Raw genomic sequence first — 24,813 nt, forward strand, 5'->3', positions numbered from 1 at the left:
ACAACACCAGCTAATGAAAACAACTACTATGCAACATGGCAACAAATTCACCTCCTTCTTCTGCAGTTTGTTCGGCCATCATTACGTGGTTTCCAAAAAGGTGACCCAACACATTAAGGAGTACAAATGCATCCACTGCCAAAAAGAGGTCACTACCGATGTAAGTGGCAAACTCTCTGCACTGACACCTCAAATGCAAGAGATCAACAGTACTTTGGAAGATATGTACAGAAAACGCAAAAACAGGGTGGTGCACCAAGTGGCATAGCCCTTTTTTGATTTAGGAAAAGGCCCAAATCTTATCCCGAAAACTTAAGTTATTACCTGCTGCTAATGGTTGCGTGCCCCAATGCCATGATGTAGGGAAGTCTTGATTTTCGGGATTTTTTTTATTTGTTGAACGAGTTCCAGCCCTGTGCGGTAATTGGAATCTTGGTATTGGCCCTGCTCACCAAATGGATGCCTTCGCTCTTTTCGGTCATGTGGCCGATAACCGTTAAATTGGGGTTGCCCTTGATTTTTGGGAAATCTGCCTGGTCGATGGTAAACAACAACTCGTAATCCTCTCCGCCGCTCAAGGCAATCATGGTGCTATCCATCTTAAACTCTTCCGAAGCGGAAATTACCGTAGGATCTAACGGGATTTTATCCTCAAAAACATTACAGCCTGTATTGCTATGCTTGCACAAATGTATGACTTCCGAAGAAAGACCATCGCTGATGTCGATCATGGAGGTAGGTTTTACTTCCAGTTTTTTGAGCAGTTCCACAATATCTTTTCTGGCTTCTGGCTTTAATTGCCGTTCCACGATGTAGGAATAAGGCTCAAGGTCGGGCTGGCTGTTGGGGTTGACCTTAAAAACTTCTTTCTCCCGCTCCAAAACCTGAAGTCCAAGGTAGGCACCGCCAATATCCCCGGTCACCACCAACAAATCGTTGGGCTTTGCCCCTTTACGGTAAACAATGTCATTCTCGTCTGCCGCGCCGATCGCCGTAACACTAATGATCATTCCCCGTGTGGAGGAAGTGGTATCTCCCCCTACCAAATCCACATGGTACAATTTGCACGCCAAGGCAACGCCTTCATAAAACTCTTCAAGTGCTTCCAAAGGAAATCTGTTGGAGATTGCCAAAGAAACCGTGACTTGTGTGGCCATGGCATTCATGGCATACACGTCCGACAGGTTCACCATCACCGACTTATAGCCCAGATGCTTTAGGGGCATATAGCTCAAATCAAAATGGACTCCTTCCACCAGCATGTCGGTGGTAACAATGGTTTTTTTGCCGTTATAATCCATTACGGCGGCATCGTCGCCTACGCCTATAATGGAGGAAGGCTGTTGGAGTTCAAAGTTTTTGGTAAGGTGTTCTATCAGGCCAAATTCGCCCAATTCTTCCAATGAAGTTCGTTCTTGATTCTTGTCTTCTAGCATTTTGCAAAAATAATGAGGATTATCGTAAATTTAGGTTTAGGGTGGAACATTAATTTTTTTGGCGTAACTAGGTCAAAATCACGAAAAAGCCTTGTGGAATCGCCATGTATGGGCGTAAGGTATGAATCTATGCGAATTTCCATAGGAAACGCCTATCGAATCATACGTTATAATAATGTTAGTTGCTATGGTAAAACCCTTCTTAAACAGTATATTTGTAGGCTATTTAGATTAAATACAAGTAAGATGATTAAGGTTTCGGAATCGGCCAAGCATAAAGTAGTGTCACTCATGACCGAGGAAGGTTTTGATGCGACCACCGATTTTGTGCGTGTTGGCGTAAAGAGCGGAGGGTGCAGTGGATTGTCTTATGAATTGAAATTTGACAAATCCGCAGCGGATACAGATAAGGTTTTTGAAGATAATGAGGTCAGAATCATTGTGGACAAAAAGAGTTTTCTGTATTTGGTAGGCACCACATTGGAATATTCCGGAGGTTTGAACGGTAAAGGTTTTGTGTTCAACAATCCCAATGCCCAAAGAACCTGCGGATGTGGAGAAAGTTTTTCACTATAAACATTGACTAAAGGCCTGTAATTGGCTAACTTAAAGATATATGGCTTATACAGAGGAAGAATTAAAGAAAGAACTGGAAACCAAGGAATACGAGTATGGTTTCTACACAGATATTGAATCGGATACGTTGCCCAAAGGGCTGAACGAGGACATCGTGATTGCCATTTCCAAAAAGAAGGAGGAACCCGATTGGATGACGGAGTGGCGATTAGAAGCCTTTCGTGCATGGCAGGAAATGGAGGAACCCGAATGGGCCAATGTGAAATACAAGAAACCTGATTTTCAGGATATTTCATATTATTCCGCCCCGAATAAAAAGCCGAAGTACAACAGCTTGGACGAAGTAGACCCTGAATTGCTGGAGACCTTCAAGAAGTTGGGCATTTCCGTTGACGAACAAAAGAAACTGGCTGGGGTTGCCGTGGATATAGTGATGGATTCCGTTTCCGTGGCCACCACCTTTAAAAAGACCTTGGCCGAGAAAGGAATCATTTTCTGCTCAATTTCCGAGGCCATCCAAGAACATCCGGAATTGGTAAAGAAGTATCTAGGTACTGTGGTGCCCAAAAAGGATAATTTTTATGCGGCCCTGAACTCTGCGGTATTCTCCGATGGGTCCTTCTGCTATATTCCTAAAGGGGTTAGATGTCCGATGGAGCTTTCCACCTATTTCCGTATCAATCAAGCGGGAACAGGACAGTTCGAACGAACTTTGGTGGTTGCCGAAGAAGGCAGTTATGTGAGTTATCTCGAAGGTTGTACGGCGCCCATGCGTGACGAAAACCAATTGCACGCTGCAGTGGTTGAGCTCATTGCGCTGGACAATGCAGAAATCAAATATTCCACGGTACAAAACTGGTACCCCGGTAACAACGAAGGTAAAGGGGGCGTTTTCAACTTTGTGACCAAACGTGGACTTTGCGAAAAGAACGCCAAGATTTCTTGGACACAAGTTGAGACCGGTTCAGCCGTGACCTGGAAATATCCATCCTGCATTTTGAAAGGGGACAACTCCATTGGGGAGTTCTATTCCATTGCGGTAACCAATAATTTTCAACAGGCCGATACAGGAACCAAGATGGTTCACTTAGGAAAAAACACCAAGAGTACCATAATCTCCAAGGGAATTTCCGCAGGCCAGTCACAAAACAGCTATCGAGGATTGGTACAGGTGAACAGCCGTGCCGAAAACGCCAGGAACTTCTCCCAGTGTGATTCCCTTTTGATGGGCAATCGCTGCGGAGCTCACACCTTCCCTTATATTGAAGCCAAAAACAAAACGGCACAGATAGAGCATGAGGCTACGACCAGTAAAATTGGTGAGGACCAAATTTTCTATTGCAACCAAAGGGGAATCGATACCGAAAAGGCCATTGCGTTGATCGTAAACGGATTTAGTAAGGAAGTGCTCAACAAACTTCCCATGGAATTTGCCGTGGAAGCCCAAAAACTATTGGAAATCAGTTTGGAAGGCTCCGTTGGGTAGCTTCTACTACGCTCAACCACCCAAAACCCGATTTGGCGATTGAGCGAAGTCGAAATCACAAATTTTAAGATAGAACATAATTTTTGAAGAAGAGAAATCATGCTAGAAATAAAAAATTTACACGCAAGCGTAGAGGACAAGGAAATCCTTAAGGGAATAGACCTGAAAGTAAATGCGGGAGAGGTGCACGCCATTATGGGCCCCAACGGCTCTGGGAAAAGCACCTTGGCCGAAGTAATTGCAGGTCAAGAAGAGTTTGAGGTGGGCGAAGGAACCATTCTCTTGGAAGGAGAAGATTTGGGAGAACTTTCACCAGAGGAAAGAGCGCACAAAGGAGTGTTCCTTTCCTTCCAATATCCAGTTGAAATCCCAGGGGTATCGGTGACCAACTTCATGAAGACCGCTATCAACGAATCCAGAAAAGCACAAGGCTTGGAAGATATGCCGGCCAACGAAATGCTGAAAAAGATTCGTGAAAAGTCCGAAATGTTGGAAATCGACAGGAAATTTCTTTCCCGTTCCTTGAACGAAGGCTTCTCTGGAGGTGAAAAGAAGCGTAACGAGATTTTCCAAATGGCGATGATGGAACCCAAATTGGCCATTTTGGACGAAACTGATTCCGGACTTGACATTGATGCCCTTCGTATCGTGGCGAACGGGGTAAACAAATTGCGCAGCAAGGATAACGCCATTATCGTAATTACCCACTACCAACGTTTGCTGGAATACATCGTGCCGGATTTTGTACATGTATTGCACAATGGAAAAATAGTGAAATCCGGAACCAAGGAATTGGCGTTGGAGTTGGAAGAGAAAGGTTACGATTGGCTGAAAGAGGATGCTGTAGTTTAGGAGTTTCACGTTTAATGTTGTTCCTAATCAATGGCTACCATAAAGAGATTTGAAGATTTAGAAATCTGGCAGGAAGCCAGAAAGCTATGCCAAGATATCATCCGTATCGCAAATGATACAGAATTAAAGAATCATTTTAGACTGAGGGATCAGATAAAGGCGTCATCGGGTTCTGTAATGGACAATATCACTGAGGGCTTTGAGAGGGATGGCAACTTGGAATTCAGACAATTTCTTTCTATTGCAAAAGGTTCTGCCGGTGAAGCAAGATCACAATTGTACCGAGTTTTTGATAATAATTATATCACCATTGATGAACTGCAAAAACTGACTTCGGAATACGAAATCCTAAGTCGGAAAATTGCAAACTTCATCAACTATTTGAATAAAAAGGATTTTAAAGGAGTAAAGTTTAAGGAGAATCAGCTTGAAACCTGAAACCTGAAACCTGAAATCCTTAACCTGAAACATTAAAAAAATGGATTTAAAGGAAAAATTAGTCTCCTCTTTTTTTGCTTTTGAGGACGGAATGGATTTAGATCATCCAGTTCACGAAGAACGTTCCCATGCCATCAAAAATTTTGAGACCAAGGGCTTTCCCACCAAAAAGGAGGAAGCTTGGAAATACACCTCGTTGAAAGGATTGCAGAAAGTGGATTTCAGCATCTTTCCAAAACACGAGACCTCGTTGGAGTACAAGGATGTCAAAAAATATTTCCTGCACGAGATTGACACCTATAAAATCGTATTTGTGGATGGGGTGTACAGCTCTTACCTATCAGAAACAACGCATGACGGGGTGGATGTCTGTTTGATGAGTTCGGCATTCAGCAAGCCGATGTATCAACCCATCATTGAAGTATATTTCAATAAAGCGGCCTCCAAGGATGAGTCGTTGACCTCCTTGAACACTGCCTTTTGTAAGGAAGGGGCATACATTTATATCCCCAAGAACAAAATGCCCAAAAAGCCCATCCAAATTCTACATTTGGCTACGGGCAAAGAGCCAGCCTTGATGTTGCAACCGCGTAATTTGATCGTGGCAGAGGACAACGCTGAGGTCCAGATTATTGAAAGGCACCAAAGTTTAACGGGAAATGAGGTGTTCACCAACTCCGTGACCGAAATTTTTGCCGGAAAAGATGCCATCATCGATTATTACAAGGTACAGAATGACGAGCCCACCGCTTCATTGGTGGACAATACCTATATTTCGCAAAAGGACAGTAGCGTAGTGCGGGTGCATACCTTCTCTTTGGGAGGTAAATTGATCCGCAACAACCTGAACTTTTATCAGAATGGCGAGCGGATAGACTCTACTTTGAAAGGGGTCACCATTTTGGGCGACAAACAGCATGTGGACCATCACACCTTGGTGCACCATGCACAGCCTAATTGTGAGAGCCACCAAGATTACAAAGGGATTTTCGGGGACAGTTCTACAGGGGTGTTCAATGGAAAAATCATTGTGGACAAGATTGCCCAAAAAACGGATGCCTTTCAGCAGAACAACAATATTTTGTTGAGCGATAAGTCGACCATCAACTCCAAACCACAATTGGAGATTTTTGCGGACGACGTAAAATGTTCCCATGGATGCACCATTGGCCAGTTGGATGAAGAAGCATTGTTTTACCTACGGTCAAGGGGAATACCCAAAAAAGAGGCCAAGGCCCTATTGATGTACGCTTTTGCCAACAACGTATTGGAAAGTGTACGAATTCCCGAACTAAAGGCGCGAATCAATAAGATTATCGCCGATAAATTGGGAGTGCGTATGGGATTTGACCTGTAAGCTCAATTTTTAGCCTTAACCTTACAATGATAGAGACAACTCTGGACATACTCGCCATTAGAAAGGATTTTCCCATCCTTCACAGGAAGGTGAACGGGCAGCCCTTGGTATATTTGGACAATGCGGCTACCTCGCAAACACCACAGCAGGTAATCGATGTGATTGTGGACTATTATCAGGGCTATAACGCCAACATTCACCGTGGGGTGCACACGCTGTCACAAGAAGCCACGGATGCCTACGAAGCTGCCCGTCAAAAAATCCAGAAGCATTTCAATATTGCGAAGGCACACGAGGTAATTTTTACTTCAGGAACCACGGATGCCATTAACTTAGTGGCCAATGGTTTTACATCGTTCTTGAAAAAAGGGGATGAAGTATTGGTTTCTGCCATGGAGCACCATTCCAACATTGTCCCTTGGCAGATGCTATGCGAACGCACGGGTGCCATTTTGAAAGTGATACCCATGAACACGAACGGGGAACTCGTCATGGAGGAATACCACAAGCTATTGTCAGAAAAGACCAAGTTGGTGTTCTGCAACCACGTATCCAATGCGTTGGGCACCATCAACCCCATAAAGAAAATTATTGATGCCGCCCACAAGGCAGGAGCCGCGGTTTTGATTGATGGAGCCCAGGCCGCACCGCACATCAAAGCTGATATGCAAGCCTTGAATGTAGATTTTTACACGGTATCTGCCCACAAAATGTGTGGCCCTACTGGTGTAGGAATGCTGTATGGAAAAGAAGAGTGGCTCAAAAAATTGCCCCCCTATCAAGGAGGAGGCGAAATGATTGCCGAGGTAACCTTTGAAAAGACCACCTATGCCGATCTGCCCCATAAATTTGAAGCCGGAACACCCAACATTTGCGGTGGAATCGCTTTTGGGGCCGCTTTGGACTATATGAACCATATCGGTTTTGATGCCATTGCCCAATATGAAAATGAATTGTTGCAGTATGCTACCGAGGAATTGCTTACAATCGATGGGTTGAAGATATACGGTACTGCGGCAAACAAAACTTCGGTCATCTCTTTTAATATAAAAGGGATTCACCCGTACGATATCGGTACCATTGTGGACAAACTGGGCATTGCCGTCCGCACTGGACACCACTGTGCGCAGCCCATCATGGACTTTTATAAGATTCCCGGTACGGTAAGGGCCAGTTTTAGTTTTTACAATACCAAGGAAGAAGTGGACCGATTGGTGGAAGGGGTAAAACGCGCCAAAAATATGTTGTTATAGCCAAAGAGAAGGCACAAACACTTGAATTGAAGTACACTGGGTTGTACTTTTGAACAAAACAATCGCATGACCATAAAAGAGATACAGGAAGAGATAGTAGACGAGTTTTCCATGTTCGACGACTGGATGCAGCGGTACGAATACATGATAGAGCTTGGAAAGTCACTTCCGTTGATAGAAGAAAAATATAAGACCGATGACAACATCATTAAAGGTTGTCAGAGCAAGGTGTGGGTACACGCCGAATTGGAAGGCGACAAATTGGTTTTTACGGCGGATAGCGATGCCATCATCACCAAGGGCATCATTGCCATACTGATCCGGGCTTTCAGTCATCAAAAACCACAGGACATTATCGATGCCAATGTGGATTTTATTGATGAAATAGGATTAAAGGAACATTTGTCTCCCACACGCGCCAATGGATTGGTGAGTATGATCAAGCAGCTCAAATTGTACGCAGTGGCTTATCAAACACAGTTAAAATAACTAAGAATGAGCGAAGAAACTACCATAGATACACAGGAACTGGGCGAAAAAATCGTAAAGGTGCTCAAGACCATTTACGACCCAGAGATTCCAGTAGACATTTACGAGCTGGGTCTAATTTACGACGTGTTCGTAAACGAGGATTACGAAGTAAAGATTTTGATGACCCTTACCTCGCCCAACTGTCCCGTGGCCGAAACCTTGCCCGTGGAAGTAGAGGAAAAAGTTAAATCCATCGATGTGTTGAAAGACGTAGAAGTGGAAATCACTTTCGACCCACCTTGGACGCAGGAATTGATGAGCGAAGAGGCCAAACTCGAACTCGGATTGTTGTAAACTGTCCAGAAATAATTCCAAAATCATAAATCATAATGTCAGAGGAATTAACGGTTAGGGAAATTGATAGAATTATTGAAATGGCCTGGGAAGACAGGACTCCTTTTGAAGCCATCGAATTTCAGTTTGGCTTAAAGGAGAACGATGTGCGCGAGGTGATGCGTACCCATTTGAAGCGTTCTTCTTTTGAACTGTGGCGCAAACGGGTAAAAGGCAGAAAAACAAAGCACCAAAAAACCTCTCCGGCCAATAGATTCCGATCGCAGAATCAAAAATTATAATGGATACAACGCCATATTGGTTTTGGCACTGAATGGATAATACTTGTAAACCAAACAACCACACGGACGCTGAGCGTAGCCGAAGCGTGTTATTGAAACCAAGTCAATTTGAAAAGGATTCCCGTTTTCATGGGAATGACAGTATGGAAGATGAAATTATAAACAGAGTAGCCCAAAGCAAGTTGATCACCTTCAACCTAGAGGATTACTATCCCGAAGGGGAGCGTAAGGTGTTGGACATTGCAGATTGGCTCTATGAAGGCTTTATTTTGCGTGAAAAGGAGTTTCGTGCCCACGTGGAGGCGCACGATTGGACAGCTTATCAAGACGCTTACGTAGCCTTACAATGTTCCTCGGACGCCATAGTGCCCGGTTGGGCCTTTATGCTTGTAGCTTCCAAATTGCAACCTTATGCCAAAAAAGTGGTCCAAGGTAGCCTGCAAGATTTGGAAACCGCACTTTACCAACCTATTTTGGAGCAATTGGACGTTACGGAATTTACCGATAAACCTGTTATCATTAAAGGGTGTTCCCACAAACCCGTTCCCGAGAATGCCTACCTCATGGCCGTTGCCCGCATCCAAGAAGTGGCCAAAAGCGTGATGTATGGCGAAGCTTGTTCCTCAGTGCCGCTTTTTAAACGAAAGAAATAGATTTCAGTGGTTCAGTAAGCAGTAGGCAGTAGTTCGGTACGCAGTTGAGAGGGATGTTAAACTGTCATTTCGAGCTGTCACCCCGAGCGTTGGTTATTGAGCGAAGTCGAAATGAGTCGAAGGGGCAGTCGAGAAATCTTTAGGGAGTCCGAAGTTGAGAGTTGCGTGTTTCGTTTTGCGAGTTAGGAACCAAGAACCAGGAAACAAGACCCAAGAGAGAAAAGACCACAGAAAATAGACTTGGTTTGGTGGGCAGACGTTCAGTGGATGGTTGACACTAATTTCACGAATTAACACCAATAGGGTTCTTTGTCATTTCGAACGAATGTGAGAAATCTATTGGAAATCGGAAGTCAGGCAGCAGTGGGCAGTAGACACAAATTACACGAATTGGCACGAATAGGGTTCTTTGTCATTTCGAGCTGTCACCCTGAGCGTTGGTCATTGAACGAAGTCGAAATGAGTCGAAGGGGCAGTCGAGAAATCTATCGGGAGTCGGAAGTCAGGTAGTAGTTAGTCTTGTAAGATAGTTTGTCAGTTCGAGTGTTTTTGACGGTTTTTGCAAAAAAACGAGGCAAAAATGTATCGAGAACTTAGTTCAGTGAGCAGCCAAGAGGCAGGAATTAAGAATCAGGAGAGGAAAGACGATAGAAAATAGACTTGGTTTGATGGGAAGTAGACGGTTTGCAGTCGGGAGTTAGGAGTTTAGAGTTGCGAGTTACGGGTAAAGAGTCGGTTGGCAGTTTGCAGTAGGCAGTTGAACTTGTCAGTTCGAGTGTTTTTTGGCGGTTTTTGTAAAAAAAGAGGCAAAAAATGTATCGAGAACTAGTTCAGTGAGCAGCCAAGAAACAGGAGACAAGAATCAAGACCCAAGAGGGCAGTTTTTTGAACTTGAACTTGAGTTTTTCAATCAGATTGCTCAATCGTCACTTCGTGCCTCATGTCGAAATGACCTTTTTTTGAGACACTATCCCAATAAGTGTGTAAGTTGAAAATAACGGGGGTTGGGCTTTTCTAGAGCCTGACCCTTTTTTCATAGATCGTAAGGAACTGGTTTAAAATGATGCCCCAGTTCCTGATGGGCATGGACCATTTCTTGGTGGCCTCCCTTGTTGCCAAATATACGGATTTCATCACCGCATCGTCGGTGGGGAAGGAAAGCTTGTTCTTGGTGTACTTCCTGATCTTCCCGTTCAGGTTCTCTATAAGGTTGGTGGTATAGATGATCTTTCGTATCTCGAGGGGGAACTCATAGAACACGGTGAGTTCGTCCCAGTTTTCCCTCCAGCTCCTTATGGCATAGGAGTACTTGCCCTCCCATTTTTGGGCGAAGTCCTCCAGGGCGGCCTTTGCGGCCTTTTCGTTGGGCGCGTTGTAGATGCCCTTCATGTCGGCGGTGAACGCTTTTTTGTCCTTCCATACCACGTAGCGACAGGCATTGCGTATCTGGTGCACCACGCATATCTGGGTTCTGGACTCGGGGAAGACGTTCCTGATGGTATCGGTGAACCCGTTCAGGTTGTCGGTGGCGGTGATCAGGATGTCCTCGGTGCCACGGGCCTTGATATCGGTAAGCACCGACATCCAGAAGGCCGCCGATTCGTTCTTGCCCAGCCAAAGGCCGAGCACTTCCTTTTTCCCGTCCCTGCGCAGGCCCACGGCCACGTACACGGTCTTGTTGATCACCTTGGAGGATTCCCTGACCTTGAAGACGATCCCGTCCATCCATACGATAAGATAGACCGGCTCCAAGGGTCGGTTCTGCCAGGCTACAATGTCCTCCGCCACCTTTTCGGTTATCCTTGATATGGTCGATGTGGATACCTCAAAACCATAGGCCTCATGTATCTGTTCCTCTATATCACTTACCGACATCCCCTTGGCATATAGCGATACGATGACATTTTCGATGCCGTCCACCATGTTGCCCCGCTTGGGGACGACCATGGGGTTGAAACTGGCATCCCTGTCCCTTGGGACGGATATCTCGGACTCCCCGAAGGAGGTACGCACCTTCTTTTTGGAGTGCCCGTTACGGGAGTTGCCGTCCTTGGACCTCTGGTGCCTTTCGTAATCCAGATGGCCGTCCAGTTCCCCCTCCAGCATCTTCTCGATACCGCGTTTCTGGAGTTCCTTGAGAAAACCGTTGAGCTCGTCTCCCGATTTGAACTGCTTCAGGAAATCGTCGTTGAACAATTCTTCTTTCTTCATAATGTGCAAATATTTAAAATTAGACAAAAAATTAGCGGGGGCATGCCCCCGCTAATTTTCTATTTACACACTTTATGAGATAGTCCTTTTTTTGAACCTATGTGTTGAACTTGACACTTGAGTTTAAGTTTTCCGGTTACTTCGCCAACATCAGTTTGGTAAGAATTCCCTAAAAGCACTTTTTTAACCTAAACCCTAAACCCTAAACCCTAAACCCTAAACCCTAAACCCTAAACCCCAAACCCATTTGTTTGTGAAGAAATAGCGGTTGCGAAGTGACATTTCTTATTTTTACGGTCTAAACAGTAAACTCCATACTATGAAAAAATTGTTATTCGCCCTTGTAGCCTGTTTTGCGCTGGCCAACGCCACGGCACAGACCGAAGAAGAACTAAAAGCCCAGATAGCTCCCAAAAAGGATTCCATTGCCGCCATTCAAAAGCGGGTGGATGCCCTACAGGCCAAACTCGATGCCTTGCCCGGCTGGAAAGTGGGCGCCTTTGGAACGATTGGCGGTAGCCTATCAGAATTCAATAATTGGTTTGCGCAGGGCATACCCAATAACTCCTCTGGCAACATCGGATTTACCGTAAATGCCTTTGCCAACCTGAAAGAAGAGAAGTTTTTTTGGAGAAATTCGGCCAATGTAAACCTAGCTTGGGTAAAGCTGGACGATAAGGACGACCCCACCGACGATGACAGTTTCCGACAGGCTACGGATGTCTTCAATATTTCTTCCCTGTACGGTAGAAAACTAAGCGAGAAGTTTGCGATTTCTGCCTTGGCGGAATACCGTACCACTTTATTGAGCAATTTTAACGACCCTGGTTACCTTGATTTGGGTGTGGGTGCTACGTGGACGCCCATTTCGGACCTGGTAGTGGTCATACATCCGCTCAACTACAACTTTGTGTTCAGTAGCGAGGATACCATTTTTGAATCGTCCATGGGTGCCAAGATCGTTGCAGACTATACCAAACAGATAGGGGCGGTGAGTTTTAAGAGTAACCTTTCCCTTTTTCAGAGTTATGAGAGCAGCAATTTGAGCAACTGGACCTGGATCAACTCATTTAGCTATACCCTTTGGAAAATGATCGGGGTGGGCTTTGATTTTGGTTTGAGGAACAACAAGCAGGAAACGCTCAATTATATTGTGAACAGTGCTCCAACACCAAATCCGGATGCCACTTTTGATACCATTGACAACGAACTGCAAACGTACTGGACCCTTGGGTTGAGCTACAAGTTTTGATGCGCAACCTTCGCATACAAAAAAAGCCCTCTTTGCGGAGGGCTTTTTTGTGGGGTGAAAAATGTTTTTCAAGTTTTTAAGACCATGGTCTAAGTAGGTTAAGATCCGTAAGATCTGTGCGTGACACTAAAATGACTTAAAAACAAGGTGAAAGTAGGTCATCTGTGGTCACGCCCTAAACTTTTGTTGTGAACAGGTCCAAAAATGTTGTGAAATAGGCAATAGGTTGCCGTTCATCGATAAAGTCTACCCCTCACTATATTCATCCAGATGCTCTGGATACAAAAAGTTGTTGTAAGGGAAACGGGTCACATGGATGTTCCTCACCGCGTCGTACACCCGATTGCGGAATTCGTCCATGTTTTCCTTGTTCAAAGCGGAGATAAAAAGTGCCTTATCGCCCATCTTGTTGAACCAGGTTTTTTTCCAATCCTCCAAGGTAAAGTGGGCCGTGTTTTTTTCCGTGACCAAGTCATCTTCATCGATGGTTTCGGGCTGGTACTGGTCAATCTTATTGAACACCATAATGCAAGGCTTGTCCGAACTATCGATTTCGTCCAAAATTTGGTTGACGGATGCGATGTGCTCTTCAAAATTGGGATGGGATATATCTACAACGTGCAATAAAAGGTCGGCCTCTCGAACTTCGTCCAAGGTACTTTTAAAACTCTCCACCAACTGGGTGGGCAGTTTTCGGATGAAACCAACGGTGTCGCTCAACAAAAAAGGGAGGTTGCCCAAAACCACTTTTCGAACGGTGGTGTCCAAGGTTGCAAAGAGTTTGTTCTCGGCAAATACATCACTTTTGCTGATTACGTTCATTAAGGTAGATTTACCCACATTGGTGTATCCTACCAAAGCTACACGAACCAAAGAACCCCGGTTGCCCCGTTGGGTTTCCATTTGTCGGTCGATTTTGGCCAATTTCTTTTTGAGAAGGGCAATGCGATCGCGGACAATACGTCTATCCGTTTCGATTTCCGTTTCACCCGGTCCGCGCATTCCGATACCACCCCTTTGTCGTTCCAAGTGCGTCCAAAGCCCGGTTAGTCGAGGTAAAAGATATTCGTACTGCGCCAATTCCACTTGGGTGCGGGCGTAACTCGTCTGTGCGCGCTGGGCAAAAATATCCAAGATAAGGCTAGTTCGGTCCAGCACCTTACAGCGGAGCAGTTTTTCAATATTGTTTTGCTGGGCAGGGGAGAGTTCATCATCAAAAATAACGGAACCGATTTCGTGTTCCTTCACATATTGACGCACCTCTTCCATTTTACCACTACCGATATAGGTTTTCGGGTTGGGTACATCGATGCGCTGCACAAATCGTTTCGCCACTTCGCCACCGGCCGTGTAGGTCAAAAACTCCAACTCATCCAAGTATTCCTTTACCTTGTCTTCATCCTGATGTTGGTTCAAAACACCGATCAATACCGCCTTTTCATATTCTATGGACTTCTTTTCTAGCATCAAATGGATTTAGGATACAAATTTACACAATGTTTGGCAGCTATTTTTGTGGTTGGCTATTGTAATCTTGGAGAGCTTATGTTTCAGCAAACTGAGGTAGGAATAAAGCTACACAACGTAAAAGTGAATTTTCACAACACAAATCGGTAAATCACTATGTATTTCATCGAATAAAGTAGGAATTTTATCGATAAAACTTACATATTCTCATATATTCGTAGTCCAAATCTTACCTAAACTTAAACTATTATGGACTACAGATTTCCTTTTTCGGCTAAGGGAGCAATCTTCTCCATTTTATTTTCGCTTTTGGGCGTGGGTTCCATCCTAGGACAAACACGAGATACCAAAGAGCAAGTTAGTTTCGATTATGAGTACGGAAATATGTCCACATTCATTTCCGAGATGGAAGCCGATTATGAGTCCAAATTAAGGCGAATAGGTGAGTTGGTCAAATCCAAGAATATTACAGTTACAGAAAAGAGAACCGATGGTACCGAAATTGCACTCGAAGACGTAGGTACAGATGGTACTCCTTTATTCTATACAACTTTAAATGACCCTGCATCCCAAACTTCAAGGGCCCATACCCTATATGAAAAAGGCCTTCTCAATTTGGGTCTATCAGGAACCCAAATGGAAGTGGGCGTATGGGATTCTGGTGTAGCACTATCTTCCCATCAAGAATTTGATGTTCGTGCCAAAAACGCGGATCAAGCCAATGAAGTAAGTCTGCACGCTACCTTAGTGACCGGAAATTTAATCTCTGCCGGCGTGGAGCCCAATGCTAGAGGAGTTGCCTACGGCGCGGAGGCTTTAACCCACGATTGGAGCCGAGACAAGATTGAAGTGGCCGAAGCTGCTGCCAACGGACTTTTGTTGAGCAACCATTCCTACGGAATACTTTCGGACCGGGTGCCGGATTGGTACTTTGGCGCTTACATTAAAGTTAGCCAAGATTGGGACCGAATTATGTATAACGCGCCACATTATTTGATGGTGACCGCTGCAGGCAATGCTCAAAAATCTTTTGATAATGATGCTCCCAACTTTGGGAAAACAGCTGATGGGTTCGACTTACTATTGGGCTTTACTACCACCAAAAACGGATTGACCGTGGCCGGTGCCAATACCGAAATTGATGGTAACGGCGATTTAAAAAAGGCATCCGTTGCTGGATACAGCAGTTTTGGACCCGTGGATGATGGTCGTGTAAAACCTGACTTGGCCGGGGATGGCGGAAACATTCTTTCCACCAGTTCAGCCACTAATAGCAGCTACCAGGTTTCTTCGGGAACGTCCATGGCGGCGCCAGGAGTGACAGGGTCCCTTTTGTTGTTGCAACAGTACCACGAAGAGCTTTTTGGTTCGTATATGAAAGCTGCCACCCTTAAGGGATTAGCCCTTCATACGGCTGATGATGTGGATGTCAAGGGACCCGATTACAAAATGGGCTGGGGCATTATGAACGCCAAAGCTGCTGCTGAGGTCCTTCAAAATAAAGGCTACACTACTTTGGTAAATGAGGAACGGTTGTCCAACGGGGAAACTTACACCATTACCGTAAACGCTATGGAAGGAGTTCCGTTGATGGCCTCGATTTCATGGACAGACCCAGCGTCGGAAAACATTAACCGAGGAGAATTAAATAGTACCGCTGCCGCTTTGGTCAATGATTTGGACATCCGTATCACTAAGGATGGACAAACGTATTTTCCTTGGAAATTGAATCCAGCCAAAGCAAACGATGCTGCCACCAAGGGCGATAACAAAGTTGATCCCTTTGAGCGCGTAGAAGTGGAGCAAGCAAGCGGAACCTATACCATCACCATTTCACATAAGGGAACATTGACCACAGGCCTTCAGGATTTTTCCCTGATCGTTACTGGAGCCCAAGTTTCTGAATGTTCGATTGAAATTCCTTCCAATCTAGATTTGGACAATGCTACGGAAGATGGAGCTGCCCTCTCTTGGAAAGAAGCTGAAGAAACCCTTTTCGAGATTCAGTATAAAAGTGTGGATTCGGACGAATGGAACAGTGAATTGACTTGGGAAAGCAGCGTTGAGCTTAAAGCCTTGGAAGTAGGCAAGGTGTACGAAGCGCGTGTGCGTTCCATCTGTACCGAAAATGTAGTGTCGGAGTTTTCGGAGCCTATCGAATTTGAGTTTAAGGGAGCTGAAACGGCATTGATTGAAAATGCGCCCATGTTTATTCCACAAGAGTTGACTATATCCGTTTACCCAAACCCCACAGTGGATTATTTAAATGTGAACGCTGAACTGTCAAAAGACGCTGAATTTTCCATTGTGACCACTTCTGGGAATGTAATCCAAAAGGGGAAAACCCAAGGCTCCATTAATGTATCCTCACTTTCCGCTGGACTATACGTTTTGGTGGTGCAAGATTACGCCGGAATTAAGAGTACTAAGTTTTATAAAAACTAATTAGTTGTTTAATTCCGAACGGTTGCTGAGCGGGGGTCATTGAGCGGAGTCGAAATGAGTCGAAGCGTGATGCGGTATCCATTTGAAAAATTCAAATTCAAACATCAAGTTCAAAAGATGACTGCCCTCTTGGGTCTTGCATCTTGATTCCTGTCTCTTGACTCTTATTTCTCGGCTCTTGTTTCAATTTTAATTTCTAAACTTTTTTGATTTCATCATCATGCAATAACTCCTCATTCTGCAGTCGCAGGAACACTTGGGCCGTGGTCACCACATCCAATTCGCAATAGTTGATGATGCGGTCGATGTCCTTTTCCTTATAGAACACATCCTTTACCATACTGCCGTCCATATCTTCTTTTGGAGATGGAATCCCTAGGACATAAGCAAGCAGTTTTAGGGAGGTGTAATGTTTGTAGTCGCCAAACTTCCAAAGCTCCATAGTGTCCAAATGGGGCACTTCCCAAGGCTTTTTTCCGAAAAGGTCCAATTTATAGGGAAGGTTAATGCCATTGATCACCATTCTACGAGCGATATAGGGGAAATCGAACTCCTTGCCATTGTGTGCGCATAAGAGGTGCTTGGTTTGACTAAAATGGTCTTGCAGTAGCTGCTTGAACTGTTTGAGGATTTCAATTTCATCGCCGTGAAAGGAGGTGACCCTAAAATTTCGATTTTCTCCCTTGTGCACAAAATAGCCCACGGAGATACAAACAATTTTACCGAATTCGGCCCAAATGCCCGCCCGATCGTAAAATTCTTCGGGTGTGTATTCGTCCTTGCGTTGGTACTGTGTTTTCTGTTCCCACAAAAGTTGGGCAGTTTCCTCCAAATCGGTGAAATTTGGGTGTTGTGGTACGGTCTCGATATCCAAAAAAAGGATATGCTCCAGGTTAAGTTTATAAAGCATGGCAATACATTAAAAAAGAGTCGTCTGCTTGGCAGGACTCTCGTGTTCCAATAACCATTTTTTTCTATGCAGTCCGCCTGCATATCCTGTGAGGTTTCCGTTGGTTCCGATTACACGGTGACAGGGAACCACAATCCAAAGTGGATTTTTGCCATTGGCCGAGGCTACTGCACGAATGGCCTTTGCGTCACCGAGTTGTTTGGAAAGTTCCAAATAAGAAATGGTTTTTCCAAAGGGAATTTGCAAAAGGGCTTCCCAAACCTTTTTTTGAAAATCTGTTCCCGAAGGATTGAGTTGAAGCTCAAATACCGTTCGGTTTCCTTCAAAATATTCTTGAAGCTGCTCAACGGCATCCTTTAAAACTGCTGGAATTGTACCTTTTGGTTTTTTACTCTCCAATACGGTAATCGAAGCCAGCCCATTTTCATCGCCCAATAGCTCTGCGATTCCGATAGGGGTCTGTACATAAGCATGTTCCATCACTCTATTTCATCTTCATCTTCAATAATTCCTAATCGCTTGGCACGTGCATGCCAGTTCTTTCTGGCGAGCTTCTGGAGGTCTTCCACGTTGTCACTTTCATCCATGATCTCGAATCCGAGCAAGGTTTCTATCACATCCTCCATAGTCACCAATCCGCTTACCGATCCATACTCGTCCACTACCAAAGAAATGTGTTCGCGTTTCTGCACGAATTTTTTGAAAAGGTCGTTGATGGACTTGCTTCGGTTGGTCACCAACAATTCCCTGCGGATGGTGGCCAAGGTTTCGTTCCCCTTTTTGTTTACGATGGCTTCCAACAATTCATCCTTAAGAAAGAAACCGGTAATGTTGTCCATCCGATCTTTGTACAAGGGTATGCGGGAAAACCGTAGGGGCCTATTTTTCTCAAAAAACTCCTTGATGGGCATATCCTCGGAGGCGACCTTCATTACCGTTCGTGGTGTCATGACATCCCGAGCCAGAATTTCATCAAAGTACAACAGATTTTTGATCATCTTGGACTCCGATTCCTTGAAGACGCCTTCCTCGTGCGCGATTTCTGTCATAGCGCTAAAATCTTCACGGCTCAACACGCTGCCGTGCTCGCCTTTGGCACCAACGAGTTTTGTGAAGAGTTGCAAAAGCCAAAGCAATCCGGTCCATTTTAAAACGAATACCATGATATTTAGTGCCTTACTGGTAAAGTTGGCCAGTTGTTTCCAAAAAGTCGCTCCAATGGTCTTTGGAATGATCTCTGAGGCCACCAGAATCAATATGGTCATCAAAGTGGAGACAATTCCGACCATCAAATCTTCCGTAAAGGCGAAACCAAAAAGGGTCCGCTCTGTGGTTCCATAGATTTCCGCATAAGCTACCTTCGCCTGTACCCCCACCAAAATGGCTCCCACGGTGTGGGCGATGGTGTTCAAGGTCAATATGGCAATAAGCGGTTTGTCCACATCCTTTTTAAGGGATTCCAAGGTGGCAGCATAATCTTTACCTTCTTGCTTCTTCAGATTGATAAAGGTAGGTGTGACACTGAGGAGCACTGCTTCCAAAATGGAGCATAAAAAGGAAAAGAAAATGGAAATAAGGGCGTAAAAAATGAGTAGTCCCATAGGATGGCCGAATCTTTTGTACCAAGATAGGGAATAGGAATCAATTTTGAATGGGTATCTGCATAGCTTTATAAAAAACATCCTGCAGCGCAGTTCGGATGTTCAGCTCATACAATTGGCGATGGCTACGTGACGGATAAACGCGGTTTGATAGAAAAATAAAGGTCAATCTGTTTTCAGGGTCGGCCCAGACGAAAGTCCCGGTAAATCCCGAATGGCCAAAACTTTTGGGGCTGGCCAAGGGGGAAGGGTAGGCTTCGCCCAAAGGAAGTTCTGAATTGTTCAGCAGTGGCTTGTCGAAACCCAATCCACGACGGTTGTCGTTTTCGGGATATTGCACTTCGGTAAATTCCTTTACGGTTTCGGCTGAAATCAATTGTTGGCCATCGACCTTGCCGTAATTCTGATAAAACAGCATCAACTTGGCGAGGTCGTCCGCTGTGCCAAACAGACCGGCATTGCCGGAAACACCGCCCTTAAGCGATGCATTTTCATCATGTACCCAACCTTGCACCACCGTTTTTCGAAACAAGGTGTCCATTTCGGTAGGCACAATGGCGTTTCCAAAATAACTTTCCTTTGGAAGGTATCCCAACGTATGGCAACCTAAAGGTTGATAGAAATTTTCATCCAAATAGGTTTGATAATCGGTTCCCGTAAGTTGTTCAATCAATTGGGGAAAAATCAAGAACGTAAGTCCCGAATACACATATTTCTTTTCGTCGGAGACCTTGGAGCGATTGATGATTCGGTTCATCTTTCGTTCAAAACGATGGTTGATGTACAGCCCATCGTACACTTGTGCCGTAAATCTTTTGCTGGATGAATGATGCAAAAACCGCTTTTTAAGGTTGCCATTCTTCTGTAACACTTTTTGCAAAAACACGATGTAGGGTACCAACCCTGCTTGATGCGCCAAGATTTCCCGAAGCGTAAGGTCTTTTTTATTCTTTCGGTGTCGCCAAGGCTTCCAATACCGGCTGAAAGGTTCATCCAAATCGAGCTTTCCTTCATCTGCCAACTTCATCAAAGCAGGCAACGGCCCCGAGATTTTGGTGACGGAGGCCAAATCGTACAGATCGTTCAAAGCTACCGGCTGAATGCTATCGTAGGTGTGAAAACCGTAGGCTTTGTGGAAAATAATGGTATCGTTCTTTGCCACCAAGAGCTGTGCCCCAGGAAAAGCCAGACTATCAATGCCCATTTCCATGATGGAGTCCACCTTTTGCTGAATGAAAGCCTCATCGAACCCTAATTGTTAGGGTAAGGCATGGATAAGCTCGCGTTGGGCGAACCCCAAGTGCATCACTAAAGTGAAGAAGAGTATCGAAGTGGTTCGTATTTTCATTTTGGCTGAGGTTTATCCCAAAGTTCGGATAAAATCCTTCGCAACCCTTCGACTGCGCTCAGGGCGACGAAAAAGAATTAACTTATTAAGGTTACTGCATCTTTAGCAAAATACGAAGCGATTATATCGGCACCTGCTCTTTTGATGGCCGTGAGCTGTTCCAGCATAACCGCATCGTGGTCCAACCAACCTTTTTCGGCAGCAGCTTTTACCATGGCGTACTCCCCAGAAACTTGGTAAACGGCTACCGGCACTTCCACCTCATTTTTGATTTCTCGAACAATGTCCAAATAGCACAAGCCTGGTTTCACCATAACGATATCAGCCCCCTCATCAATGTCCATTTGGGTTTCTTTGATGGCTTCATACCGATTGGCATAATCCATTTGATAGGATTTTTTGTCTTTGGGCACATTGGCGATATCCACTGGTGCGGAATCCAACGCATCTCGGAAGGGACCGTAAAAGGCACTTGCATATTTTGCGGAATAGGCCATAATCCCTGTATTGATGAATCCTTCATCTTCCAAAGCTTCGCGAATGGTCAAAATCCGGCCGTCCATCATATCGCTGGGTGCTACAAAATCGGCGCCCGCCTGGGCGTGGGATACGCTCATTTCGGCAAGTACTTCGGCAGTTTCATCATTTAAAATTTGCCCTTCTGCCACGATACCATCATGACCATAGGATGAAAAGGGATCAAGGGCAATATCCGTCATCACCAGCATTTGGGGACAGGCATTTTTTACGGTTTTTATGGCACGCTGCATCAAACCGTTGGGGTTTAGGGCTTCGGTGCCTTTGTTGTCCTTCAGTTTATCGTCCACTTTAACAAAAAGGAGCAAGGAACACAATCCCATGTTCCAAAGTTCCTTTACTTCCTTCTCCAACTGGTCCAAACTCAACCTAAAATAATTGGGCATGGATGGGATTTCTTCCCGGATTCCCTTTCCTTCGGTCACAAACAGCGGCACTAAAAAGTCATCAGGTGTCAGGGTGGTTTCCCGAACCAATCTCCGTATGGATTCGGAGGCACGGAGTCTTCTATTTCGTATAAATGGGTACATATGCTAAGTATTAAGTGTTGATCAAATGTCTATTTCCCCGGTCAAATAAAGCACGGCTTTGCCCGATATTTTTACGCGGTCGCCCAAATATTCACATACCAAATCGCCTCCCCTTTTGGAAAGTTGCTTGGCCGTCATTTTGGTTTTTTGAAGAACTTCCGTCCAATACGGAACTAAAGAGGTATGGGCCGAACCGGTTACGGGGTCTTCGGGAACACCGCAGGCCGGGGCGAAAAAACGGGAAACAAAGTCGACTTCGTCCCCAGGCGCCGTCACAATAACCCCACGAACATCCAATTGTGCCAACAAATGATGATTGGGTTCCAAGGCTTCAATCTCTTTTTGGGAGCGATACACCATTAAGTAATCGGTTTTGCCTTTTAAGGTTTTTATTGGACTTTGTCCTATAGCAGTGTCCAACTCGTCAACATTTTGAATGGCAATCAGGTGGTCTGTTGGGAAATCCAAGGTAAGCCAACCATTATCAGCCTTGTCAACGCTGAGGTTTCCACTGCGTGGTGAATAAAACTGAATGGTATTTTCGTCAAATTCATAAAAGTGAAACAGCACAAAAGCAGTCGCTAAAGTGGCATGTCCACAAAGGTCCACTTCCACTTCTGGGGTAAACCAGCGAATCTCATACTGTTCATCTTTTTTGACGGCAAAGGCGGTTTCAGCCAGATTATTCTCTTGGGCTATCTTTTGCATCAACTCTGGGCTCAGCCACGAATTTAGGATGCAAACGGCCGCCGGGTTACCTCCAAAAGTCCGGTTAGTGAAGGCATCGATTTGATATATTTTCTGTCTCATAAGCAAGGTTTGCTATCAAAACTACGGATTAAACCCAATTTTTCGGCTCTTTTAGCACTTCTATCAGTTTGGCTTCCTCACTTCCTTTCTCCGGATGATGGTCGTAGCGCCACTGTACTTGCGGAGGTAGACTCATCAGTATACTCTCGATACGGCCATTGGTTTTGAGCCCAAAAAGGGTGCCTTTGTCGTGTACCAAATTGAACTCCACGTAGCGGCCACGACGAATTTCTTGCCAGTCGCGTTGTTCTTTGTTGTAGGAGAGATTCTTTCTTTTTTCAACAATGGGTGCATAGGCTTCCAAGAAACTATCGCCAACCTCGGTGACGAAGTTGTACCAATCTTCCATGCTGGTCTCTTCAGTTGTTTTGCAATAATCGAAGAACAATCCACCTATGCCGCGAGCTTCGCTCCGATGTGAATTCCAGAAATATTCGTCGCATTTCTTTTTGTAGGTGGGATAAAACTCTGGATGATGTGCATCACAGGCCTTTTTGCACGTATGATGAAAATGAACGGCATCCTCATCAAACAAATAATAAGGGGTGAGATCCTGTCCGCCGCCAAACCATTGATCTACGATGTCCCCGTCTTTGTTGTACATCTCAAAATAGCGCCAGTTGGCATGTACGGTGGGAACCATTGGACTTTTGGGGTGAATTACCAAACTGAGGCCGCAAGCAAAGAAATCCACGTCTTCCACACCAAAGTAATTTTGCATGCTTTTGGGCAATGGACCGTGTACCTTGGAAATGTTGACACCGCCTTTTTCAAAAACAGCACCGTTTTCAATCACCCTAGTTCTGCCCCCTCCTCCTTCTTCACGCTCCCACAAATCCTGTTGAAATTTGGCCACGCCGTCCAATTCTTCCAATTTGGTGGTTATGGTATCTTGTAGTTGCTGAATGTACTCGTAAAATTTATCCTTCATTGTTCTAAAATATGTACCATTCGGTTTTTATATTCAGACAGGTCTGTGTCAGTGTCAATTTTAACGGATTCCGAAGTCATTTGCTTCATCAAGGCTACGATTTCCAGCTCTGATTTTAGGAGGTTTTGTGTAAAAACCAAACGACCAACTTCGTTATTGTGCAAATCCATGGCCCTTGGCAAGGGTTGGTTTGGAAATGAATCCTCGTGCCAATCCGTCACTTTTTTGGCCCAAGCTAAAACGGTCTCTTCGTTGCTGTGCCAATTAAAGCATCTTTTCGCAATCAAATAATTCCAAAAAGCATGTCTGAAGGCATTGGCGGGCCCATTTTTATGATGCAACTTTCCATAATTTTGGGTAGAGACGGCAATGCAGTCCTTCGTAGCCTTAACGGTGGGCAGCACCAGATGGGGTCGGCTCAAACCGATACCTATAACTTTCAGTATATTTTTAAAATCGACCCTTTTTAGTACTGCAACAAGGTTCACCCTTTGTATTCTTTTACGGCATCAATAAACGCCTTTGCATTTTCTACGGGAATGGTGGGCAATATGCCATGGCCCAAGTTCACAATGTATTTATCCTTGCCAAAATCACGAATCATTTGTGTGACCATTTCCTTTATCTTTTCTGGGGGCGAAAGCAAACGGGCGGGATCAAAATTCCCTTGAAGCGTAATATTTCCGCCGGTCAAATACCTCGCGTTTTGTGCGGAGCAGGTCCAATCTACCCCAACAGCCGAAGCGCCAGAGTTGGCCATTTCTTTGAGAGCAAACCAACATCCTTTTCCAAACACAATAACGGGAGCTTCATCTTTTAATGCATCAACAATCTGCTGAATATATTTCCACGAAAATTCTTGATAGTCCTGTGGTGAGAGCATGCCGCCCCATGAGTCAAAAACTTGCACAGCGTTTACCCCGGCCTTCACCTTGGCCTTGAGGTAAGCAATGGTGGTGTCGGTTATTTTTTGAAGCAATTCGTGTGCAGCTTCAGGCTGGGTAAAACAGAACCCTCGCGCCTTATCGAAACTTTTGCTACCCTGTCCCTCTACACAATAGCAGAGAATGGTCCAAGGTGAACCTGCAAACCCGATCAAAGGCACTTCGTCATTCAACTTTTCCTTGGTCATGGTAATCGCATCCATCACATACCCCAAAGAATCTTGGATATCGGGAACGATTACATTGTCCAAATCCGCTTGGGACCGGATAGGGTTGGGGAGGTAAGGTCCAAAATTGGGTTTCATCTGCACCTCAATGTCCATAGCCTGTGGAATTACCAAAATATCACTGAACAGAATGGCTGCATCCATACCGTAGCGGCGTATGGGCTGCACGGTAATTTCCGAAGCCAATTCAGGGGTCTGGCAACGGGTAAAGAAATCGTATTTTTTACGGAGTTCCATAAACTCGGGCAAATAGCGCCCTGCCTGTCGCATCATCCATACGGGTGGACGTTCAACGGTTTCACCTTTTAAAGCTTGAAGGAACAAGTCGTTTTTGATCATAAATTTTAATTTGTCATTCCTGTGCAGGCAGGAATCTTTTTATTGTTTTCGATGTTGAACGATGCTTCGACTTCCTGCCTGTCCACCAGGCGGGCGCTAGGCAT

25 protein-coding genes are annotated in these 24,813 nt (G+C 44.9%); 13 read left to right on the top strand and 12 right to left on the bottom strand.

Features of this window, described 5'->3' with window-relative positions:
- The first annotated feature begins 13 nt into the window (after positions 1-13).
- Entirely contained in the window at positions 14-268 is a 255-nt protein-coding gene (locus GGE08_RS02525; protein WP_179383327.1) for a hypothetical protein, read from the top strand.
- Positions 269-389: 121 nt separating this feature from the next.
- Here the strand turns inward: GGE08_RS02525 and thiL are convergent, their stop codons facing one another.
- Entirely contained in the window at positions 390-1,436 is a 1,047-nt protein-coding gene (thiL, locus tag GGE08_RS02530; protein ID WP_179383328.1) for a thiamine-phosphate kinase, read from the bottom strand.
- A 246-nt stretch (positions 1,437-1,682) separates the two neighbouring features.
- Here thiL and GGE08_RS02535 point away from each other — a divergent pair, with 246 nt between their 5' ends.
- The 10 genes from GGE08_RS02535 (at position 1,683) to GGE08_RS02580 (ending at position 9,157) form a co-directional block, all read left to right on the top strand.
- A complete protein-coding gene (locus tag GGE08_RS02535) occupies positions 1,683-2,012 on the top strand; it encodes an iron-sulfur cluster assembly accessory protein (RefSeq protein WP_179383329.1) in 330 nt (109 codons plus the stop codon).
- Positions 2,013-2,052: 40 nt separating this feature from the next.
- Positions 2,053-3,498: a Fe-S cluster assembly protein SufB gene (gene sufB, locus GGE08_RS02540; protein ID WP_179383330.1), complete on the top strand. Its 1,446-nt coding sequence runs from the start codon at positions 2,053-2,055 to the stop codon at positions 3,496-3,498.
- 99 nt (positions 3,499-3,597) lie between these two features.
- Positions 3,598-4,350, top strand: coding sequence for a Fe-S cluster assembly ATPase SufC (sufC, locus tag GGE08_RS02545; protein ID WP_179383331.1), 753 nt, complete (start codon positions 3,598-3,600; stop codon positions 4,348-4,350).
- 30 nt (positions 4,351-4,380) lie between these two features.
- Positions 4,381-4,788, top strand: coding sequence for a four helix bundle protein (locus tag GGE08_RS02550; RefSeq protein WP_179383332.1), 408 nt, complete (start codon positions 4,381-4,383; stop codon positions 4,786-4,788).
- Between the two features lie 40 nt (positions 4,789-4,828).
- Positions 4,829-6,145 (top strand): Fe-S cluster assembly protein SufD, encoded by a 1,317-nt coding sequence (sufD, locus tag GGE08_RS02555; RefSeq protein ID WP_179383333.1) that lies wholly within the window; start codon positions 4,829-4,831, stop codon positions 6,143-6,145.
- 26 nt (positions 6,146-6,171) lie between these two features.
- Positions 6,172-7,398 (top strand): aminotransferase class V-fold PLP-dependent enzyme, encoded by a 1,227-nt coding sequence (locus GGE08_RS02560; RefSeq protein ID WP_306456977.1) that lies wholly within the window; start codon positions 6,172-6,174, stop codon positions 7,396-7,398.
- Positions 7,399-7,464: 66 nt separating this feature from the next.
- The gene (locus GGE08_RS02565) at positions 7,465-7,887 is read left to right on the top strand and encodes a SufE family protein (RefSeq protein ID WP_179383334.1); all 423 of its coding nucleotides are present in this window, start codon (positions 7,465-7,467) and stop codon (positions 7,885-7,887) included.
- A gap of 6 nt (positions 7,888-7,893) precedes the next feature.
- Positions 7,894-8,223, top strand: coding sequence for an iron-sulfur cluster assembly protein (locus GGE08_RS02570; protein WP_179383335.1), 330 nt, complete (start codon positions 7,894-7,896; stop codon positions 8,221-8,223).
- A 35-nt stretch (positions 8,224-8,258) separates the two neighbouring features.
- Positions 8,259-8,504: a TIGR03643 family protein gene (locus tag GGE08_RS02575; protein WP_179383336.1), complete on the top strand. Its 246-nt coding sequence runs from the start codon at positions 8,259-8,261 to the stop codon at positions 8,502-8,504.
- Between the two features lie 143 nt (positions 8,505-8,647).
- Complete coding sequence (locus GGE08_RS02580; RefSeq protein ID WP_179383748.1) at positions 8,648-9,157, top strand: DUF2480 family protein; 510 nt, start codon at positions 8,648-8,650, stop codon at positions 9,155-9,157.
- A gap of 1,014 nt (positions 9,158-10,171) precedes the next feature.
- On the opposite strand, the gene GGE08_RS02585 is transcribed toward GGE08_RS02580, so the two are convergent.
- Positions 10,172-11,368, bottom strand: a complete 1,197-nt coding sequence (locus tag GGE08_RS02585; protein WP_179383749.1) for an IS256 family transposase — start codon at positions 11,366-11,368, stop codon at positions 10,172-10,174.
- 319 nt (positions 11,369-11,687) lie between these two features.
- On the opposite strand from GGE08_RS02585, the gene GGE08_RS02590 reads away from it, so the two are divergent.
- Positions 11,688-12,620, top strand: coding sequence for a DUF3078 domain-containing protein (locus tag GGE08_RS02590; RefSeq protein WP_179383337.1), 933 nt, complete (start codon positions 11,688-11,690; stop codon positions 12,618-12,620).
- A gap of 246 nt (positions 12,621-12,866) precedes the next feature.
- Here GGE08_RS02590 and hflX read toward each other — a convergent pair whose 3' ends face one another.
- Positions 12,867-14,087 carry a GTPase HflX gene (hflX, locus tag GGE08_RS02595; protein WP_179383338.1) on the bottom strand — a complete coding sequence of 407 codons (1,221 nt, stop codon included), beginning with the start codon at positions 14,085-14,087 and terminating at the stop codon, positions 12,867-12,869.
- Between the two features lie 249 nt (positions 14,088-14,336).
- On the opposite strand from hflX, the gene GGE08_RS02600 reads away from it, so the two are divergent.
- The gene (locus GGE08_RS02600; protein ID WP_179383339.1) at positions 14,337-16,532 is read left to right on the top strand and encodes a S8 family serine peptidase; all 2,196 of its coding nucleotides are present in this window, start codon (positions 14,337-14,339) and stop codon (positions 16,530-16,532) included.
- Positions 16,533-16,728: 196 nt separating this feature from the next.
- Here the strand turns inward: GGE08_RS02600 and GGE08_RS02605 are convergent, their stop codons facing one another.
- The 9 genes from GGE08_RS02605 to hemE form a co-directional block, all read right to left on the bottom strand.
- Positions 16,729-17,442 carry a 3'-5' exonuclease gene (locus tag GGE08_RS02605; protein ID WP_179383340.1) on the bottom strand — a complete coding sequence of 238 codons (714 nt, stop codon included), beginning with the start codon at positions 17,440-17,442 and terminating at the stop codon, positions 16,729-16,731.
- Between the two features lie 9 nt (positions 17,443-17,451).
- Positions 17,452-17,922, bottom strand: a complete 471-nt coding sequence (locus GGE08_RS02610) for a methylated-DNA--[protein]-cysteine S-methyltransferase (RefSeq protein WP_179383341.1) — start codon at positions 17,920-17,922, stop codon at positions 17,452-17,454.
- Positions 17,922-19,043, bottom strand: coding sequence for a CNNM domain-containing protein (locus GGE08_RS02615; RefSeq protein WP_179383342.1), 1,122 nt, complete (start codon positions 19,041-19,043; stop codon positions 17,922-17,924). Before GGE08_RS02615 ends, GGE08_RS02610 begins: the two co-directional genes overlap by 1 nt.
- A gap of 40 nt (positions 19,044-19,083) precedes the next feature.
- Entirely contained in the window at positions 19,084-20,265 is a 1,182-nt protein-coding gene (locus GGE08_RS02620) for a serine hydrolase domain-containing protein (RefSeq protein ID WP_313790882.1), read from the bottom strand.
- A gap of 203 nt (positions 20,266-20,468) precedes the next feature.
- The gene (gene hemB / locus GGE08_RS02625; protein WP_179383343.1) at positions 20,469-21,458 is read right to left on the bottom strand and encodes a porphobilinogen synthase; all 990 of its coding nucleotides are present in this window, start codon (positions 21,456-21,458) and stop codon (positions 20,469-20,471) included.
- Positions 21,459-21,479: 21 nt separating this feature from the next.
- Positions 21,480-22,268 (bottom strand): PhzF family phenazine biosynthesis protein, encoded by a 789-nt coding sequence (locus tag GGE08_RS02630; RefSeq protein ID WP_179383344.1) that lies wholly within the window; start codon positions 22,266-22,268, stop codon positions 21,480-21,482.
- A 28-nt stretch (positions 22,269-22,296) separates the two neighbouring features.
- Positions 22,297-23,199, bottom strand: a complete 903-nt coding sequence (hemF, locus tag GGE08_RS02635) for an oxygen-dependent coproporphyrinogen oxidase (RefSeq protein WP_179383345.1) — start codon at positions 23,197-23,199, stop codon at positions 22,297-22,299.
- Entirely contained in the window at positions 23,196-23,687 is a 492-nt protein-coding gene (locus GGE08_RS02640) for a DUF6973 domain-containing protein (RefSeq protein ID WP_179383346.1), read from the bottom strand. The genes hemF and GGE08_RS02640 overlap by 4 nt, the downstream gene beginning before the upstream one ends.
- Positions 23,684-24,709 carry a uroporphyrinogen decarboxylase gene (hemE, locus tag GGE08_RS02645; RefSeq protein WP_179383347.1) on the bottom strand — a complete coding sequence of 342 codons (1,026 nt, stop codon included), beginning with the start codon at positions 24,707-24,709 and terminating at the stop codon, positions 23,684-23,686. The genes GGE08_RS02640 and hemE overlap by 4 nt, the downstream gene beginning before the upstream one ends.
- Between the last annotated feature and the right edge of the window lie 104 nt (positions 24,710-24,813).

It is taken from the genome of Allomuricauda sp. ARW1Y1 (assembly GCF_013407935.1).
Lineage (GTDB): Bacteria > Bacteroidota > Bacteroidia > Flavobacteriales > Flavobacteriaceae > Flagellimonas.

Coding starts and splice junctions, on each gene's coding strand:
- GGE08_RS02600 (WP_179383339.1), top strand. CDS start 14,337: ATGGACTACAGATTTCCTTTTTCGGCTAAGGGAGCAATCTTCTCCATT.
- GGE08_RS02565 (WP_179383334.1), top strand. CDS start 7,465: ATGACCATAAAAGAGATACAGGAAGAGATAGTAGACGAGTTTTCCATG.
- thiL (WP_179383328.1), bottom strand. CDS start 1,436: ATGCTAGAAGACAAGAATCAAGAACGAACTTCATTGGAAGAATTGGGC.
- GGE08_RS02630 (WP_179383344.1), bottom strand. CDS start 22,268: ATGAGACAGAAAATATATCAAATCGATGCCTTCACTAACCGGACTTTT.
- GGE08_RS02570 (WP_179383335.1), top strand. CDS start 7,894: ATGAGCGAAGAAACTACCATAGATACACAGGAACTGGGCGAAAAAATC.
- GGE08_RS02560 (WP_306456977.1), top strand. CDS start 6,172: ATGATAGAGACAACTCTGGACATACTCGCCATTAGAAAGGATTTTCCC.
- hemF (WP_179383345.1), bottom strand. CDS start 23,199: ATGAAGGATAAATTTTACGAGTACATTCAGCAACTACAAGATACCATA.
- GGE08_RS02525 (WP_179383327.1), top strand. CDS start 14: ATGAAAACAACTACTATGCAACATGGCAACAAATTCACCTCCTTCTTC.
- sufC (WP_179383331.1), top strand. CDS start 3,598: ATGCTAGAAATAAAAAATTTACACGCAAGCGTAGAGGACAAGGAAATC.
- GGE08_RS02615 (WP_179383342.1), bottom strand. CDS start 19,043: ATGGGACTACTCATTTTTTACGCCCTTATTTCCATTTTCTTTTCCTTT.
- hemB (WP_179383343.1), bottom strand. CDS start 21,458: ATGTACCCATTTATACGAAATAGAAGACTCCGTGCCTCCGAATCCATA.
- GGE08_RS02590 (WP_179383337.1), top strand. CDS start 11,688: ATGAAAAAATTGTTATTCGCCCTTGTAGCCTGTTTTGCGCTGGCCAAC.
- GGE08_RS02605 (WP_179383340.1), bottom strand. CDS start 17,442: ATGCTTTATAAACTTAACCTGGAGCATATCCTTTTTTTGGATATCGAG.
- GGE08_RS02585 (WP_179383749.1), bottom strand. CDS start 11,368: ATGAAGAAAGAAGAATTGTTCAACGACGATTTCCTGAAGCAGTTCAAA.
- sufB (WP_179383330.1), top strand. CDS start 2,053: ATGGCTTATACAGAGGAAGAATTAAAGAAAGAACTGGAAACCAAGGAA.
- sufD (WP_179383333.1), top strand. CDS start 4,829: ATGGATTTAAAGGAAAAATTAGTCTCCTCTTTTTTTGCTTTTGAGGAC.
- GGE08_RS02575 (WP_179383336.1), top strand. CDS start 8,259: ATGTCAGAGGAATTAACGGTTAGGGAAATTGATAGAATTATTGAAATG.
- GGE08_RS02580 (WP_179383748.1), top strand. CDS start 8,648: ATGGAAGATGAAATTATAAACAGAGTAGCCCAAAGCAAGTTGATCACC.
- hemE (WP_179383347.1), bottom strand. CDS start 24,709: ATGATCAAAAACGACTTGTTCCTTCAAGCTTTAAAAGGTGAAACCGTT.
- GGE08_RS02610 (WP_179383341.1), bottom strand. CDS start 17,922: ATGGAACATGCTTATGTACAGACCCCTATCGGAATCGCAGAGCTATTG.
- GGE08_RS02535 (WP_179383329.1), top strand. CDS start 1,683: ATGATTAAGGTTTCGGAATCGGCCAAGCATAAAGTAGTGTCACTCATG.
- GGE08_RS02550 (WP_179383332.1), top strand. CDS start 4,381: ATGGCTACCATAAAGAGATTTGAAGATTTAGAAATCTGGCAGGAAGCC.
- hflX (WP_179383338.1), bottom strand. CDS start 14,087: ATGCTAGAAAAGAAGTCCATAGAATATGAAAAGGCGGTATTGATCGGT.